At 40.2% G+C, this 17,244-nt stretch carries 15 protein-coding genes; 1 reads left to right on the top strand and 14 read right to left on the bottom strand.

All coding sequences use genetic code 11. The features are described from left to right. Positions 1-4: 4 nt before the first annotated feature. The 10 genes from IR083_RS19595 to IR083_RS19550 form a co-directional block, all read right to left on the bottom strand. Entirely contained in the window at positions 5-586 is a 582-nt protein-coding gene (locus IR083_RS19595; protein ID WP_006801450.1) for a 50S ribosomal protein L25/general stress protein Ctc, read from the bottom strand. 179 nt (positions 587-765) lie between these two features. Then, the gene (gene gpmA, locus IR083_RS19590) at positions 766-1,512 is read right to left on the bottom strand and encodes a 2,3-diphosphoglycerate-dependent phosphoglycerate mutase (RefSeq protein WP_194225570.1); all 747 of its coding nucleotides are present in this window, start codon (positions 1,510-1,512) and stop codon (positions 766-768) included. Between the two features lie 106 nt (positions 1,513-1,618). Next, on the bottom strand, positions 1,619-2,380 hold the full coding sequence (gene yaaA / locus IR083_RS19585; RefSeq protein WP_194225569.1) for a peroxide stress protein YaaA: 762 nt from the start codon (positions 2,378-2,380) through the stop codon (positions 1,619-1,621). Between the two features lie 17 nt (positions 2,381-2,397). Then, a complete protein-coding gene (gene cysS, locus IR083_RS19580) occupies positions 2,398-3,867 on the bottom strand; it encodes a cysteine--tRNA ligase (RefSeq protein WP_194225568.1) in 1,470 nt (489 codons plus the stop codon). 1,104 nt (positions 3,868-4,971) lie between these two features. Beyond that, on the bottom strand, positions 4,972-5,949 hold the full coding sequence (dusB, locus tag IR083_RS19575; protein ID WP_194225567.1) for a tRNA dihydrouridine synthase DusB: 978 nt from the start codon (positions 5,947-5,949) through the stop codon (positions 4,972-4,974). A 73-nt stretch (positions 5,950-6,022) separates the two neighbouring features. Then, the gene (gene mnmD / locus IR083_RS19570) at positions 6,023-6,700 is read right to left on the bottom strand and encodes a tRNA (5-methylaminomethyl-2-thiouridine)(34)-methyltransferase MnmD (RefSeq protein ID WP_006801442.1); all 678 of its coding nucleotides are present in this window, start codon (positions 6,698-6,700) and stop codon (positions 6,023-6,025) included. Positions 6,701-6,719: 19 nt separating this feature from the next. Further along, complete coding sequence (gene ispF / locus IR083_RS19565; RefSeq protein ID WP_006801441.1) at positions 6,720-7,199, bottom strand: 2-C-methyl-D-erythritol 2,4-cyclodiphosphate synthase; 480 nt, start codon at positions 7,197-7,199, stop codon at positions 6,720-6,722. A gap of 136 nt (positions 7,200-7,335) precedes the next feature. Then, the gene (gene porV / locus IR083_RS19560; RefSeq protein ID WP_194225566.1) at positions 7,336-8,499 is read right to left on the bottom strand and encodes a type IX secretion system outer membrane channel protein PorV; all 1,164 of its coding nucleotides are present in this window, start codon (positions 8,497-8,499) and stop codon (positions 7,336-7,338) included. A 133-nt stretch (positions 8,500-8,632) separates the two neighbouring features. Beyond that, positions 8,633-9,259, bottom strand: a complete 627-nt coding sequence (locus tag IR083_RS19555) for a fumarylacetoacetate hydrolase family protein (protein WP_194225565.1) — start codon at positions 9,257-9,259, stop codon at positions 8,633-8,635. A gap of 133 nt (positions 9,260-9,392) precedes the next feature. Then, positions 9,393-10,130: a polyprenol monophosphomannose synthase gene (locus tag IR083_RS19550; RefSeq protein ID WP_194225564.1), complete on the bottom strand. Its 738-nt coding sequence runs from the start codon at positions 10,128-10,130 to the stop codon at positions 9,393-9,395. 1,041 nt (positions 10,131-11,171) lie between these two features. Here IR083_RS19550 and IR083_RS19545 point away from each other — a divergent pair. Then, on the top strand, positions 11,172-12,020 hold the full coding sequence (locus IR083_RS19545) for an energy transducer TonB (protein ID WP_194225563.1): 849 nt from the start codon (positions 11,172-11,174) through the stop codon (positions 12,018-12,020). Positions 12,021-12,070: 50 nt separating this feature from the next. Here IR083_RS19545 and IR083_RS19540 read toward each other — a convergent pair whose 3' ends face one another. The 4 genes from IR083_RS19540 to IR083_RS19525 all read right to left on the bottom strand — a co-directional run bounded on the left by IR083_RS19540 (position 12,071) and on the right by IR083_RS19525 (position 17,220). Then, positions 12,071-14,194 carry a Tex family protein gene (locus IR083_RS19540; protein WP_006800349.1) on the bottom strand — a complete coding sequence of 708 codons (2,124 nt, stop codon included), beginning with the start codon at positions 14,192-14,194 and terminating at the stop codon, positions 12,071-12,073. 34 nt (positions 14,195-14,228) lie between these two features. Next, complete coding sequence (locus IR083_RS19535; protein ID WP_006800350.1) at positions 14,229-14,906, bottom strand: RluA family pseudouridine synthase; 678 nt, start codon at positions 14,904-14,906, stop codon at positions 14,229-14,231. 89 nt (positions 14,907-14,995) lie between these two features. Then, positions 14,996-15,439, bottom strand: coding sequence for a hypothetical protein (locus tag IR083_RS19530; protein WP_194225562.1), 444 nt, complete (start codon positions 15,437-15,439; stop codon positions 14,996-14,998). A 284-nt stretch (positions 15,440-15,723) separates the two neighbouring features. Then, positions 15,724-17,220 (bottom strand): acetyl-CoA hydrolase/transferase family protein, encoded by a 1,497-nt coding sequence (locus IR083_RS19525; protein ID WP_006800352.1) that lies wholly within the window; start codon positions 17,218-17,220, stop codon positions 15,724-15,726. Positions 17,221-17,244 lie beyond the last annotated feature (24 nt).

The raw sequence follows: 17,244 nt of genomic DNA, 5'->3' as shown, positions 1-17,244 counted from the left end.
GCTATTAGCCGTTTTTAGCCGCAAGACCTCTGGCTGCACGAGTCAATTGAACACGGCAAACAACACCATTTTTCGCATTAAGCAATTCAAGTCCTTCGAAATGAAGTTCTCCAACCTGAATAGATTTACCCAATGCAAGGCCTGAAACATCAACATGTACTTTTTCCGGTACTTTATCGTAAAGAGCTCTTACTTTCAGCTTACGCAGGTCAAGAGATAATTTACCCCCTGCCTTAACACCTTCAGCCAGTCCGTCTAGTACTACCGGTACATCAATTGTAATCGGTTTATTTTCGAATACATGAAGAAAATCAAGGTGCAGAATCTCATCTGTAACAGGGTGTACCTGAATATCTTTCAAAATCGCTTTATAATTGTCTTTTCCTACTGTAAGGTCTACAAGGAAAATTTCCGGAGTATAAATCAATTTACGTACTTCGCTGTTTGTTACTATGAAATGTATAGCTTTGTCAGCTTTTTCGCCACCATAGATAACTGCAGGAATTTTGTCTTCTTTACGAAAAGCCTTTGTTGCTTTTTTGCCAAGGTCTGTTCTGGCTTCGCCTTTTAGTTCAAATGTTTTCATCTTTTAATTTTAAAATGTGTTACTCAAATCAAGGATTTGCTTCCTCATTCCCATCACACGTACGGGCTTATAAAAGCGGGGCAAAGATAGTGGTTTTCTTTTTATTATCCTAACTTACTCAAAAAGAAAGAGCATATATTCTCAAAAATATATGCCCTTTATATGTAAATCCTTAATATTTACTTCTTCTTTCCCTGATTGGCAACTGCATCCATCAGCTTTTTGATTTCTTCAGGATCGCCAAGGAAATAATCTTTTACAAGATTCAGATCATCATCGAATTCGAAAACGTAAGGAACTGCTGTAGGCAGGTTCAGGCTTACTATATCTTCATCAGAAATACCTTTCAGATATTTGATAATACCACGAAGGCTGTTTCCGTGAGCAGCAACGATAATTTCATCATGGCACATCAATGAAGGGTAGATAACTTCCAGCCAATAAGGAAGAATACGCTCTACTGTTTCTTTCAATGCTTCTGTTTCAGGAATATATGCTTTAGGTACGCTTGCATAACGTGGGTCTTGTGAAGCTGAGCGCGGGTCTGTCGATTCCAGTGGAGCAGGCGGAACGTCATAGCTGCGTCTCCAAACCAGTACTTGCTCATCACCATATTTTTCAGCAGTCTCAGCTTTGTTCAGGCCTTGAAGCATACCGTAATGTTTCTCATTCAAACGCCATGTTTTTTCAACAGGAATCCAGTCCAGATCCATTTGGTCAAGGATGTTATTCAATGTCTTAACGGCTCTTTTCAGATATGAAGTATAGGCCAGGGTAAAGTTGAAACCTTCTTTCTTCAATAGTTGTCCGGCTTTCACAGCTTCCTGTACTCCTTGTTCCGACAAGTCTACGTTAGTCCATCCCGTAAAGCGGTTCTCTTTGTTCCAAACGCTTTCCCCGTGGCGAATCAATACTACTTTTTTCATCTTTATTTACTATTTAATTTATGATTTTTCTCGCAACGCAAAGTTATTCAAAATAGTTACAAGTTACAAGTTACGGCTTACAAGTTTTTATGGCAACACTTAAATCCTATCTTATAAATACCCATTCCTTATCATCCGAAAGCTGTGGGGCAAAAACATAGCCTTCGGTATCGAACCCCTTCAGATATTCTATCTCTTTAATCCGGCGCTGAATAATAAAGCGGGTCATCATCCCCCGCGCTTTCTTAGCATACACCACAATCTGTTTATAACCTTTATCGGTCTGCTGCTTAAAAACAGGAGTTATTACCTTATGCCCTTTTGGTAAGAGCTTACGGTTTATTGCTTTTGCATATTCTTTTGAAGCCAGATTAATCCACACATTGTCATCCGCTTTCATCTGCTTAGCCAGATATTTACTGATCGTTTCCGACCAGAAAGCATATAAGTCTTTCCCTCTGTTGTTTGCCAGCGGAATTTGCATTTCCAAACGGTATGGCTTTATCAAATCGAGCGGACGAAGGACTCCGTACAAACCGGATACATGTATCAGATGCTTCTGCGCAAAATCAAAATCCGTATCCGAAAAAGTCTCTGCATCCAGCCCCTGATAAGCAATGCCATTGTATGCAAATATTGCCTGCCGCTGCGGAGTTTTAGCCAAAGGGAATGCATGAATATATTGATATACATTATGCGCCAATTGCGGATTGATACTCATCAATGAAGCTATCTCCTGCGCGGATATACCTTCCATCGACTTATACAGTTCGTTCGCCTCTTTGGTATAAAGCGGAGTAGTAGCTTCTTTTACAGGAACCGGGGATTCAAAATCCTGTAGTTTCGCCGGAGACATTGTAATAATCATATTGCAGTACTAAGATTTCATTTCAGTTTCCATTCCGCACCATCTTTACCATCTTTTATTTCAAATCCTGCCTTAGCCAATTCATTTCTTATCTGGTCGGATGTCGCCCAATCTTTGTTTTCTTTTGCTTTTTGCCGGATATCGAGTAGTAAGTCTACAGCTTTTCCGAATGCCTCGTTATTCTTTGCAGAGGATGCCTCATCGCGGATACCCAATATAGAGAACAGGAATGTATCAAACAGTCCTTTAAGCTCCTCGACATCTCCTTTTGTTAAAGCAATATTGCCTGCCGTGGACGAGTTTATAATCGTACTGGCTTCGCATAGATTGGCAATTACTACAGCCGAATTTAGGTCATCGTTCATTGCATCGTAACATTTCCGGCGGATACTTTTTACATCCACTGAAGATGTATCCGAAACAGCAACTTTATCCAACCTGCCGTATGAATCCAAAAGACGTTCGAGGCTTTTCTCCGCAGCCTGCAATGCTTCATTACTAAAGTCTACCGTACTGCGATAATGCGCCTGCAGGATAAAAAACCGTACTGTCATCGGACTATATGCCTTTTCCAACAGGCCGTGGCTACCGGCAAATAATTGCTCGAGCGTAATAAAATTACCTAACGAGCGCGCCATCTTCTGTCCTGCAATGGTTATCATATTATTGTGCATCCAGTATTTTACCACCTGATGCTTTTCCATAGCTGTATTCTGGGCTATTTCACATTCGTGGTGAGGGAACATCAGATCAAGGCCGCCACCGTGTATATCGAATTCCTTTCCCAGATATTTGATACTCATAGTTGAACACTCAAGATGCCATCCCGGAAAACCATCGCTCCACGGAGAAGGCCAGCGCATGATATGTTCCGGCGCGGCTTTCTTCCACAGGGCAAAGTCCACCTTACTGCGTTTCTCATCCTGCCCGTCAAGTTCGCGGGTTGTATTCAGCATTTCCTCTATATTCCTATGAGATAGAATACCATAATCGTAATCTTTGTTATATTTTACCACATCGAAATAGATAGAACCGTTACTTTCGTATGCGTAACCGTTCTTCAATATCTCTTTTATGGATTCTATCTGCTCTATTATATGGCCCGATGCATGAGGCTCTATAGATGGCGGCAATGTATTCAGATCGTTCATTACCTTGTGGTAACGGTTGCTGTAATATTGAACTACCTCCATCGGTTCCAACTGTTCCAGACGAGCCTTTTTCGCAATACGGTCTTCACCGCTCCCTTCTTCATTTTCCAGATGGCCCACATCGGTAATATTCCTCACATAGCGCACCTTATAGCCGATATGCTGCAAATATCTGAATAGCAAATCGAATGTAACGCCATGACGGGCATGCCCGAGATGAGCGTCACTATATACTGTAGGGCCACAGACATACATTCCTACATGAGGCGCATGAAGCGGTTCGAATACTTCTTTTGTACGGGTCAGTGTGTTGTAAACCGATAGTTTTTGTTCCATAATCTGCTTCTAAATTTTCAGAGGTACAAAAATACGAAAAAATAGTTATGAGTTATGAGTTATAAGTTATAAGTTCAGCTTAAATATACGAAAATCGGCAGTTACAGTCAACAGTCAACAGTCAACAGTCAACAGTAAACAGTTAACAGTAAACAGTCAACAGTAAATAGTAAACAGTAAACAACTCGTATCTCGTATCTTGTTTACTCGTATCTTGTAACTCGTAACTGCCCGAAGGACGAAGTAACCTGTAACTGTTAAAAGGTAACAAAGGTGACACATTTTTCAGTTGTTAGCTGATAGCCTCTACAGTTAGCAGTTAGCAGTCATCAGTTAGCAGTTAACAATACTTTTTCGTAAGCCGGATTTCTCTCAGTGTATCTCAGTGTCTTCTCAGTGTATCTCAGTGTCATCTTTTTTTATCTTCACCTGTTATGTTTTTATATTCATTAACTATACAGTGTTAAAATCTGACACTTCTGACACTTTTTGCACTGTTTTCATCCTGTCATTTTTGCTTTTGTTAACAATATGTGACTAAGAGGCAATTTTTTTGTTACACTGAGGTACACTGAGAAGGCGCTGAGTTTCACTGAGGCTTTACAGTAAACAATAAACAGTCAACAGTTAACAGTCAACAGTCAACAACGAGTATCTCGTATAATTTTTCACTTTTGGCTCCGCCGATTTTCAATTCGTTTTTCACTTAATACACTATTTTTACCCTGTCATTTTTTCTAAGAACTCCGTGTTACTCTGTTTACTCTGTGGTTAAAAATTTCTCGCGAAGACGCAAAAAGGTAACAAAGGTTACAGTTTTTCAACCTTTGTGTCCTTTGTGATTCCCTTCGTGTACTTAGTGGTTAAAATTTTTTACCACAAGGAACACAAAGATTTACACAAAGGACACTATATGAAAATCTGACAACCAACGGTAACAGGAGCGAAGCGTATGTAAACTAACGAACTTTTTACTTATTACTTAAAACTTAATACTTAAAAAAATATATCAAAGAGCTAACGGCTAAAAGCTAACGGCTAAAAGCTATCTATACATAGATAAACTTTTTCAAAAAAACTAATTTCGTTTATCCTGTTATAAGTTCAGATCATTGCCGGTATATTATCGATTATAGCAAATAAGTCATCCACAGATTCGGTTCGGAGCATAGACACCCGTATTTTCTTAAAATCGGGAATACCTTTAAATACCGGACTTCCCGCCAGATGACGGCGGCTATGTATGATCCCGCCTCTCTCGCCGGAATGGGCTATATTCTTCCGTACCAAATCTTTCAAAACATCGAGATACCATGTAAACTCCTTCTTTGGCATAAGTTCTCCTGTAGCCAGATAATGCTTCACCTCTTCAAATATCCAGGGACCACCGATACTCCCCCGCCCAATCATTACAGCATCCACACCTGTTTCGTCAAAACGTCGTTTACAGATTTCGGGAGTAGTCACATCCCCATTACCAATAATCGGGATATGCATGCGTGGATTATTCTTTACGGCGCCAATCAGTGACCAATCAGCTTCTCCTGAATACATCTGGGCACGAGTACGCCCATGCAATGTTAATGCCTGTATACCTGTATCCTGTAGTTGCTCGGCCAGTTCTACAATTATTTTCGAATCATTATCCCATCCCAGACGGGTTTTCACTGTCACGGGAATATTTACAGCTTTCACAACGGCAGCAGTAATCTCCACCATCAGTTCGGGTGTGCGCATCATGCCTGACCCCGCACCTTTCCCTGCCACTTTCTTCACTGGACAACCGAAGTTTATGTCCAAGATGTCGGGACTGGCTTCTTCACATATTTTCGCAGCCTCTACCATCGCATCCACTTCACGCCCGTATATCTGGATAGCCACGGGACGTTCTTCTTCGCTGATGGTCAGTTTTGCCTGTGTTTTGTTTACATGACGTATAAGAGCGTCGCTGGATACAAATTCGGTATATACCATATCCGCGCCAAAACGTTTACACATCAATCTGAAACCCATATCGGTAACATCCTCCATAGGAGCAAGAAACACCGGGTTTTCAGAAAAGTTTACATTGCCTATTTTCATTAAATTTTCACTCTAAATTTTGGAAGTACAAATATAGATAACTTTTATCAGAAGTAAAAAATCATAGAAGCACTTAACTATTCTTCGTCGCCCGCAGCATCTCCCGTTTTCCCGGAGGCCCGGGTAACCGTTCCGTTGTATAGCCGGCCTGCTGCATCATCCGGCGCACTATTCCTTTGGCACAATAAGTGACTAGTATACATCCATTGCCTGATATAGCATACAATTTATCAAAGATTTCCTGCGTCCACATATCGGACTGTTTATCGGGGGCGAAGGCATCAAAGTAGATAATATCTACATTTCCTTTTATTTTCGAGAAATCGAAATTTGTAAAGTCCGCTTTTATTTTTGTAAGAAAAAAATTACCGGTTATTTCCGATTCTTTTTCCCATTCGGCACTATGCAACTTATAATACATATCCTGCTCTATAGATAAATACTTTTCAGGATAATTCAAATCTTTAATAATATTATCGGATAAAGGATAAGCCTCTATGCTTGTATAGTAGATAATACGTCCTGTCTTTCTACTTTCGAGTAATGTAAGGAAAGCATTCAGTCCCGTACCGAAACCGACTTCGAATATATGTATTGTCTCTTTACTGCAATGCTTAAATCCGGCTTCTATAAAGACATGTGTAGATTCTTGTATAGCCCCGTTTACCGAATGATAATGTTCATTCAGTCCGGGCATAAAAAGAGTGTGAGACCCGTCAGCAGTTAACTCTATTACAGGTTTCACACTCATTTTACACTGTGTTTAACTATCACTTATTTTCTATTAAAGCCACGGCATATGCGGCAAAGCCTTCTTCACGGCCTACAAATCCCATTTTTTCGGATGTGGTAGCCTTAATAGAAATATCTTCTTCAGAGATTTCGAGTATCTCTGCCATCACCTTTTGCATCTGAGGTATATGCGGGTTTATTTTAGGGCGTTCGGCACAGATAGTGGCATCTATATTACCTATCCTGTATCCGTTCTCCGTTAGCACCTCCAAAGTTTTAGCCAGTAATATCTTACTGTCTATATCTTTATATTCTCCCGCAGTATCGGGAAAGTGAAAACCTATATCGCGCAGATTTGCCGCACCTAACAAAGCATCACATATTGCATGTATCAGGACATCAGCATCAGAGTGTCCCATAAGTCCCTGAGTATGGTCGATCTTCACACCTCCGAGCCATAATTCACGATTATCAGCCAGACGATGCACATCATAACCAAATCCCACACGTATTTTCATTATATTTAATTTGAGAATTAGCACATTAGCATATTAGTAAATTCAATAACTATTTGTATTACCAGCCGCTTGCGCCATTTGCCAATTTCCGAAACAACGTTCGGCGGAGCCAATTTACTGATATGCTAATTAAGTTTTATCTGAATAAGTTTCTCATTCCGTCGATGTCGAATGCCAAAGAGAAACGAAGCGTTTGGTCCAACGGGTTTTGTTGAGCAGTAGCAAGCATGTAAGCGACATCCAACTGGAAAGCTGTCAGCTTGAACCCTGCCCCGAACGACAAATACTGGCGGTTACCTTTCATTTTGTTTTCATGGAAATAACCGGTACGAAGGCGGAACTTGTTATCATAGTCATATTCAGCGCCCAGCGACCACATTATTTCTTTCAGTTCTTCCGAAAATCCGCCGGGAGCATCTCCAAATGATTTGAAAATACCGGATATGGAACTGATATTCTGATAGTCTTCCACTCGTTTCCTGTAATCGTTGATGCTTTCATCTTCTTCCGGCACAGGAGGAGTAGGAACCAGCAACTTATTGACGTCCACGCTGAAAGACAATGTACTTACATCGTTCATAGGGTACATCAACGAAGCTCCCAAGCGCAGGTTTGTAGGCAGGAACTGATCCCTGTCTCCGCCTGTTGTCGCTATCTTTGTGCCTATGTTAGATATATTAAAACCGAAGCTTAATAAGCTTTCCGATTGCCCTATGTTTATATACGACTCGTTATAACCTGCTACGTCTGCGGCCCATGCATTACCCGGAGTTGTTTCTTCATCCGCGCCCGAATAGTCGGCGCGGATATAACGTACTGTTACTGAGCCGGAAAACGTTTCTGTCAGTTTACGAGAATAGCCTAAATCGACAGCCAGTTCGTGAGGGCTCAGCGTTTGTCCCGTCCAACCCGCTTCATTGGCGATACTGACATTACCTACGGAGAAGTAACGTACCGAGGCGCTCAATGCCTGATTATTTTCATTACCAAGCTTATAATATCCCACGCCATAAACCAGCGCTATATCATTGATAATCTTTCTCAACCAGGGTGTATATGATAATCCGAATCCCGCCTTACTTGGCGAAAAAGCATATTTTGCAGGATTCCAGTGTTGTGAATATACATCGGGCGCGGTAGCTACTCCGGCGTCTCCCATACCGCCGCCACGAGCATCGGGGGCAATAGATAAAGACGGTATCGCGGTCAGAATCGGATTGATATCTTCCTGAGCAACCATGCTAAATGTAGTGAGTGCAAAAGCATTTAGCAGCAAGGCTTTTTTTAAGAAATTCTTCATTTATTCCACTATTTATTTTATGTAATTAAATTAACTTGGTTAAGGATGTTTATAGTTTGTACATTCTTCAGTTATAATTATAACTATAATTTATCTATTTTATTATTTTTATTTCAAATTTTAACATACTATTCTAACAAATATGTAATTCCAATAGTTCATCTCCCTCCAGAATACCTTTCAGATTATTCCCTATTTCAACTTTCCCCACTCCCGCGGGCGTACCGGTAAATATGAGGTCGCCGGTCTTTAATGTAAAGAAACGGCTTGCAAAAGCTATAATCTTATCCACCGGATGAAGCATCTCATCCGTATTTGCCGACTGAACAACTTTATCATCTATTCTGAGCATGAAGCTCAGTTCCTGAATACTCTTTCCGTACTTTTCCTTCGGAACAAAACTACCTACTGCCGCGGAATTGTCAAAAGCCTTTGATATTTCCCATGGCTGGCTTCTTTGCTTTAATCCGGCTTGTATGTCACGTGCCGTAAAGTCTATGCCCAGTGTTATTTCATTATAATAACGATACGCGAAACGTTCGGCAATATTCTTACCCATTTTATCGATACGGACTACCAACTCGGTTTCGTAATGGATATCCGATGAAAAATCGGGTATATAAAAACGGTTCTTATCACCTGATAGCAAAGCTGTATCGGGTTTCATAAAGAGAACAGGATCATCGTCTTTATCAGACAACGCACGACCCATCTCCTTATTATGTGTCTGATAATTAAGACCTACACAGATAATTTTCATTTATATCATCTTAAAGAAAATAAGCAAAACAAGTATGTAATATAATATTATTTAGTTATAACTAACTATTGTAGTTGCAGATACAAAAGTAATAAATAGGTCTGAGACCTTAAACGGCAAAGATACACAAGATTTATTGTTTCTTCTTTATTCCTCCGAATAATTGCCTGAATCTCATAGTCAATACACCGAAAACTCCTTCTGCAAAAATACCGGAATTCATCTTGGAAGTTCCCAGCATCCGGTTAACAAATACGATAGATACTTCTTTTATATCAAACCCCAGACAATAAGCCGTATACTTCATCTCTACCTGAAATGCATATCCCTTGAAACGTATATTATCCAAGTCAATAACTTCCAATACATTCCGCTTATAACATACGAATCCAGCTGTCGCATCATGTACTTTCATTCCCGTAATAAAGCGCACATACTTAGAGGCAAAATAAGACATCAGTACCCGTCCCATCGGCCAGTTCACAACATTCACCCCGCTATAGTAACGCGAACCTACCGACAAATCAGCACCTTCGTTAGCACATGCATCATACAAGCGTAACAAGTCGTTCGGATTATGCGAAAAATCTGCATCCATTTCGAATACATATTCATATGAACGTTCCAATACCCAGCGGAATCCTGCAATATATGCAGTACCCAGTCCCAATTTACCTGCCCGTTGTATTATATTCAGCCGTTCCGGGAACTCGGATTGAAGTTTTTTCACAATATCTGCTGTACCATCAGGTGAAGCGTCATCTATAACAAGAATATCGAACATGCGGGGCAAATCAAATACAGTTCTGATTATAGCCTCTATATTCTCTTTCTCATTGTAAGTGGGTATTATAACTACGGAATTGGACATATACTTTTCGTTCCTTTAATTAAAGCCACAAATGTAGCATTTTAAGAATGGATAAATAAAAAATAATGACTAAAAATAGTAAAAAGAGTTGTCCGTTTTGTGCATCAAACCATAGAGTTAGTCTCGCATATAATATTTTCACATTTATTAACCATGCATAGTCAAAAAGTAACAGAAGTAACGGAAAACAATTAATAATTAAAAATGAACAATTAATAATTGGCTTGCCTGTTAGCAGCCATCAGTCAACAATGTTTTTTCTCGAATTGTGATAGAGTGGAGTAACTGTTAAAAAGTAACAAAGGTTACACATATTTCAGCTTTTAGCTAATAGCTATTAGCATAGCCTATCGCACCAGAGGATTTACTATTAGCCGTATTCCCACGCAAAGAGGCTTAGCCGCAAAGTCCACCCCCATTATAACATTCACATTTATTAATTACATTTAGTTAAAACCTGACATATCTGACAGTTTTTCTCTATTTTTAACTTGTCATTTTTAGATTCGTTAACCATGTATAGTTAAGAAGTACAAAGGTAACACTTATTTCAGTAAACAGTTAACAACTCGTACCTCGTATTAGGGCAAACGCATCAAATTGTTCAACTTCTATCGAAGGCCTGTAGGGGCGTATTGCATACGCCCGCATAGCAAAATATCACAATTGGGCGTATGCAATACGCCACTACATGAGGCTGAAAAACAGCTTTATGAATTTTGATGCGTTTGCCCTATTCCTCGTATCTTGTCTACTCGTATCTCGTATAACTTTCAACTTATTACTCATTACTCATCACTTACTTATCCCAATACTTCAAAGAGCTATAAGCTGACAGCTAAAAGCTATCAGCTATATACATAGATAAAGTTTTCAATATATCATGTATGCAAATTTCAGCTATACCACTATATATAAGAAGTAGATAATCTTTCCGGGATTATTTTCAAAAATTTTTATACCCTTTTATGGAATTTAAGGCTTTTAAATATCTATTAGGTACAAAAGGGGAATAATTAATAACATATAAAACTTACAGTTATGAAAAACTTAGTTAACTTAAATTCCGCAGAATGGTGTGATATTATTTTTGAAGGTAAAAATAAATCATACGGTGCATTTGAATTACGCCAATCCTCTACCAAGAGACACCTGATCGCATTCGGCGTAGTGGTATTATTTGCGGCTTTTGTCTCCTGTCTGCCGGCAATCATCAGCACAATCAGTGCTGCAACTGCAAAAAATCATACAGGTGGTGTAGATGACATATACACTACGTCGGTGATTGAGGTGGATAACAAATTACCGGAGCCTGAGGTGATTAAACCTGAAATTCCGGAACCTCCGAAATTCCTTCCGATGCAAAAATTTGCCCCGCCTACAATTGTAAAGAACGAAGATGCCCCCGATGACACTGAGATGGCCAATATGAGTGACCTAACTACAGATAAAAGGGAGATCGGTGGCTTTGAAGTAGAAGATGATGGTTCTGACCACAAAGAAGCTGTACGCAAAGAATTTGAAACCAATGTTGTCGGAGATGGAAAAGGTGGAGCCGCCTCTAAAGAACCCGAAGTATTCGTAAGTGCTCAATTTATGCCTCAGTTCCCTGGAGGAGAAGCAGATATGTATAAATATATATATGATAATATCAGATATCCGGCTGTGGATCAGGAAATGGGAATACAAGGAAAGGTCACTGTAAGATTCGTGGTAAGCAAGACCGGAGACATTACAGACATCCAACTACTGAAAGGAATCAGCCCGACTTGCGACAAGGAAGCTATAAGAGTTCTGAAAAGCATGCCAAGATGGATACCGGGTAAGAATAACGGAGTAGCCGTTCCGGTTTACTTTACAATGCCAATCGTATTTAAGTTGAAGATGTAATATAATATGAAGTAAAAGGGAAGGCGCAACTCGATGAGTTGCGCTTCTTTTTATTTCTTCATCGATAACTGCACCCGTTTCCGTGCCGTATCAACAGACAATACTTTTACCTCCACATGTTGATGGAGAGACACCACTTCGGTAGGGTCGGAAACGAAACGGTCTGCTATTTCCGAAATATGTACCAGTCCGTTCTCTTTGATACCCACATCCACAAAGCAACCAAAGTTTGTGATATTGGTAACGATTCCGGGAAGAATCATACCTTCACGCAGGTCATCGATAGTACGGATATTAGGATCGAATTCAAACATCTTAATTCCTTTACGCGGGTCACGTCCCGGTTTATCCAGTTCTTCCATTATATCGTTCAGCGTAGGCAATCCGACCGTGTCCGTTATATACGACTTGAGGTCGAGCGATTTTTTCAATTCTTTATTCCGGATCAATTCTGAAACAGTACACTTCAGATCTTTAGCCATTTTCTCTACTACATGATAACTTTCGGGATGTACGGCAGAATTATCCAACGGGTTCACAGCTTCGGCAATGCGAAGAAAACCTGCACATTGTTCAAACGCCTTTTCGCCCATACGTGCTACTTTCATCAGTTCTTTTCGGGACTTGAATGCGCCGTGTGCCGCACGATAATCAACTATATTCTGTGCTAATACAGGCCCTAAGCCTGACACGTAAGTCAACAGGTGTTTACTTGCAGTATTTACATTTACACCAACGAGATTCACGCAACTTTCGACGGTAAGATCAAGGGAATTTTTCAATTTTGTCTGATCTACATCATGCTGGTACTGCCCTACCCCGATCGATTTCGGATCTATCTTCACCAATTCGGCCAACGGGTCCATCAGACGACGACCAATAGACACCGCCCCCCTGACTGTCACATCATAATCAGGAAATTCTTCACGGGCAATCTTGGACGCAGAATAGATCGATGCCCCATTCTCACTCACAACGAATACTTTCACTTCCTTTTCGTAGCGGAGGTTGGTAATAAAACGCTCCGTTTCGCGGCTGGCAGTACCATTCCCGATAGCAATAGCGTCTATATTATATGTAGACACCAACTTCACCACTTTATTGCCGGCCTTGGACGTCTCATTTTGCGGTGGATGCGGATAAATAGTCTCATTATGCAACAAGTTTCCTTCCGCGTCGAGACACACAAGTTTGCATCCTGTACGGTATCCGGGATCGATACCCAATACTCTCTTCTGGCCCAATGGTGGAGCTAACAGAAGTTGACGAAGATTCTCAATGAATACACGTATGGCCTCCTCATCCGCCTTTTGTTTCGACAAAGCCGAAAACTCCGTTTCTATGGATGGTTTCAATAATCGTTTGTATGAGTCTTCTATAGCATCAGCCACATAGTTAGTGGCTTCATTGTCATTATCTCCTTTAATAAAGCGCTTGTCCAATCTTTCCAGCGCCGTGTCTTCATCCGGTGCAATATTTACACGGAGAAAACCTTCCGATTCCCCGCGGCGTATTGCCAGTATGCGGTGGGATGAAGCCTTACTCAATTTTTCAGAGAAGTCGAAGTAATCACGGTATTTATCCCCTTCCTCTTCTTTCCCCTTCACTACCTTGGCGGTAATAACAGCCTCCCTTTCAAAAAGATTGCGAATAGTATTACGGGCATATTCATCTTCATTTATCCATTCGGCAATAATATCGCATGCTCCGGCAATAGCGTCTTTCGTATCTTTTACATCATCTTTTACGAATGAGAGGGCTTTCCCTTCCACATCCATCGGGTGTTGCGCCATAATCAATTTTGCAAGCGGCTCCAATCCCTTTTTACGGGCTATTTCGGCACGCGTCTGACGTTTGGGTTTATAAGGAAGATAGATATCTTCGAGTTCCGAACTGTTCCAACAGTTTTCGATACGCGTTTTCAGTTCAGGCGTCAGTTTCTCCTGCTCTTCTATCGATTTCAGGATTGTCTCACGGCGCTTTACGAGTTCATTGAGCTTGTCATTTTGCTCTTTTATAGCTCCTATCTGAACCTCATCCAATCCCCCTGTGACTTCTTTACGGTAACGGCTGATAAAAGGAATAGTAGCACCCGAATCCAGTAAACCTATTGTTTTTTCGATTTGTGAAGCTTTTATGCTTAACGCTGACGATATTAGATCAATTATAGTCATAACAAAATTAAAATTTGAGCAAAGATAATATATTCTATTTCACAATAGCCTCCAAAGCCTGCCACAAATTATCTTCCGGAACAGGCGCAGTAACCTCTATTAATTCTTTCGATACCGGATGAATAAAGGATATCTTACGTGCATGCAGACTGATACCGCCATCGGGATTGGAACGCTCCGCACCATACTTCAAATCCCCTTTTATCGGGCTGCCGATTTTTGCCAGCTGGCAACGTATCTGATGATGGCGACCTGTCTCCAGGTCTATTTCGAGTAAGCTGTATTTATCTGAACGGGCAATAAGTTTATAATGTAATATGGCCAACTTCGAATTCGGCTTCTCCGTATCATAAGCGTATGATTTATTTTGTTTTTCATTCCGCACCAGATAATGCTTCAATGTCCCCTCCGGCTGTTTGGGAGCATTCTTTACAACGGCCCAGTATGTCTTACTTATTTCCTTATTCTTAAACATGTCATTTAAGCGGGGTAAAGCCTTGCTTGTTTTGGAAAAAACCACGATACCGCTCGTTGGGCGATCCAGGCGGTGGGTAACACCACAAAAAACATTTCCCGGCTTATTGTACTTCTCTTTCAGGTATTCTTTCACGATTTCCGAAAGTGGCTTATCACCCGTCTTATCCCCCTGTACGATTTCCGATACAGTCTTATTGACAATTATAATATGGTTATCTTCGTAGAGAACAGTCATTCTATTTCATTTTTTTACTAAAAGAATGATGCAAAGATAATGAAGTAAGTTTAGTTTTTATAAGGGATTGAAAAATGAAATACATAAACTCATTTGAATATTGATTTGTTCAAAACAGACAATACATAAGCCGGTACTGTATCTGTTTGTTTACGGTAAAGCTGTAATACACCATCTTTCCCTTTCAAATAATAATGTTCAACATCTGAATAAACAGCATATTCATAAAAATCGTCCCGCTTATCTATATATATTTTCTCAAAGAATATAGTATCACTATTGATGCTATATTTCCCTAAAGTCGTATAAACACCAAAACAAATATCAGTAAAGGTAAATATATTATTGGGATACAGATTTAAATTTGTTGTACAGTTTGCTGCACCTTCGCTAAAAGCATACATCACTCTCTTGCCATTAAGAAGCTCATAGCTCAACAGGCCTTCGGGCTTATATACTGTCAGGCCTAATACTATGACAAGGGTGACAACTAGTATATTTCTGTATTTATCCTGAAATCTCTCTTTTATCATCAACACTACATAATAACAGCAATAACCAAAAAGAACCAAGAAAAGTACAAACATCAATACCGCACAGGGTAGCGCAAGAAAACCCAATAAACCACTGATAAAGAAAGATGTATTTATTAAGATAAAAAAGATAATAGATGTAAAAAAAAGTTTCGCGTATTTCATAAATTACTTAATTAAGGAAATAATGAATAGTTGAAATGTAGCTAATATATAATACAAAGAAAAACCTTTCGATTGACAATCGAAAGGTTTTCTCAGTTATAATGTTTAATATATATGTGTTAAGCGTTCTTTGGTTTTCTCCAGGTAACGTTTTTCATATTGCCTGTTTCCTGGAATGCCTCGTGAAAAGCAAAGGCATTATACATATCGAATCTTGTTTGTCCCTTAGGTGCATTCTTAATATATTCCTGCAATAGAGGACGGTAATCCGGATGTACACAGTTATTAATGATTTCCTGCGCACGTTCTTCAGGGCATTTGCCACGAAGATCGGCCACACCATATTCAGATATGATTACTTTCACCGAGTGTTCACTATGATCCTGATGTGCAACCATCGGCACAAAAGAACTTATCTTTCCGTCTTTTGCCACAGATGGCGTAACAAATATAGACACGTATGCGCTACGGGTAAAGTCTCCAGAACCTCCGATACCATTCATCATCTTGGTACCCATCACATGGGTTGAGTTAATATTACCGTAAATATCCGCTTCAATAGCTGTATTGATGGCAATAACACCCAGACGGCGAACTACTTCGGGATTGTTTGAATATTCGGATGGACGCAACACGATCCTTTCCTTGAAGAAGTCCAGATTCTGATATATATGCTCGATACAAGGATTACTTACTGTTAATGAACAGCCGCTTGCAAATTTTACACGTCCCGATTCCATAAGGCCGATAACAGCGTCCTGAATAACCTCGGTATAAACATCAAAATCAGGAATTTCCTTACTTTCTCCCATAGCAGCAAGTACAGCATTGGCTATATTACCCACACCTGACTGTACAGGCAGGAAGGTTTTCGGCATACGGCCTTCAGCCATTTCCTTAATAAAGAAATTAGCTACATTTTCTCCGATTTTTGCAGTTACTTCATCTACCGGAGCAAAGCCGCTACCTTCATTCGGTTCGTTGGTTCTTACAACGATTATTTTATCAGGATCTACTTTTATATGGTCTTTACCTACGCGGTCATGTACTCCGTATACTGGAATATCTTCACGTGTGGGCGGGTCCTGAGGCTCAGGAATATCATGCATCCCACGCATTGCCTTCGGATTCCATTCATTTAATTCTACAATGACTTTTTTTGCCAAACGGCTAACTGTAGGAGAGATACCAACACCACATGTAGGAACTATTTCACCGTTCTCTGTAACTTCACATGCTTCTACGATAGCATAGTCTATCTTTCCATAATACCCGTAACGGATATCCTGAGCCATCGTTGAAAGGTGTAAATCACAATATTTGATTTCCCCGTTGTTGATAGCTTCACGCATACTCTTGTTTGTTTGATAAGGTGCGCGGAAATTGATAGCTTTCGCCCTGGTTAAGACCCCGTCTAACTTATCTCCTGTGGATGCTCCGGTGAACACATTTATTTTGAAAGGATTGCCCTTTGCATGTTCCTCTTCGGCGCGTTTTGCGATAAATCCGGGTACTACTTTGGGACATCCTGCATGCGTAAAACCGCTAAATCCCACATTGTCGTTGTTGTTGATAAGTGCGGCTGCCTCTTCAGCAGTCATAAATTTTAAAGCCATTGTTTTTTAAAATGTATGATTTAT

Source organism: Dysgonomonas sp. GY75 (genome assembly GCF_015234155.1).
GTDB lineage: Bacteria > Bacteroidota > Bacteroidia > Bacteroidales > Dysgonomonadaceae > Dysgonomonas > Dysgonomonas gadei.
Note: the sequence above shows the minus strand (reverse complement) of the source record. Positions and strands in the feature narration are given on the sequence as shown.